The sequence below is a fragment of the Vibrio sp. TRT 1302 genome, assembly GCF_050113875.1.
Taxonomy (GTDB): Bacteria; Pseudomonadota; Gammaproteobacteria; order Enterobacterales; family Vibrionaceae; genus Vibrio.
Genome location: NZ_JBNJOF010000054.1, coordinates 1 through 659, shown reverse-complemented (window position 1 = coordinate 659; position 659 = coordinate 1). Strand labels below are relative to the sequence as shown.

The following is a 659-nucleotide window of genomic DNA, read 5'->3' as shown; positions in this document are numbered from 1 at the left end:
TCTTTTGCTGTGTTTACTACGTTTTCAGTAGTGAAACCAAACATCTTGAACAGTTGGTCAGCTGGCGCTGATTCACCAAATGTTGTCATACCGATGATCTTGCCACCGAAACCAACATACTTGTACCAGAAGTCCGCAATACCCGCTTCGATAGCGATACGTGCTGTGACGTCTGATGGCAGTACTGCTTCGCGGTATGCTGCATCTTGCTTGTCGAAAGCATCCGTTGATGGCATAGAAACGACGCGAACTTTCTTACCTTCCGCTGTTAGCTGTGCTGCTGCTTCTACCGCTAGCTCTACTTCAGAACCTGTTGCGATAAGGATAAGCTCTGGCTTACCTGCACAGTCTTTCAGGATGTAAGCGCCTTTAGCGATGTTGGCTAGTTGCTCAGCGTCACGCTCTTGCTGTGCAAGGTTTTGACGAGAGAAGATAAGAGATGTAGGGCCATCTTTACGCTCAATTGCCAATTTCCAAGCAACAGCTGACTCAACTTGGTCACATGGACGCCATGTGCTCATGTTTGGTGTTAGACGTAGAGAAGCCATTTGCTCAACCGGTTGGTGAGTTGGACCATCTTCGCCTAGACCGATAGAGTCGTGCGTGTAAACTTGGATGTTCTGAACTTTCATCAGAGCAGCCATACGCATTGCGTTACG

1 protein-coding gene is annotated in these 659 nt (G+C 48.1%); it reads right to left on the bottom strand.

The genetic code is table 11. The features are described from left to right. The coding region (locus ACQEXP_RS21230; RefSeq protein ID WP_426971460.1) for a transketolase-like TK C-terminal-containing protein at positions 1-659 on the bottom strand (659 nt) is incomplete at both ends.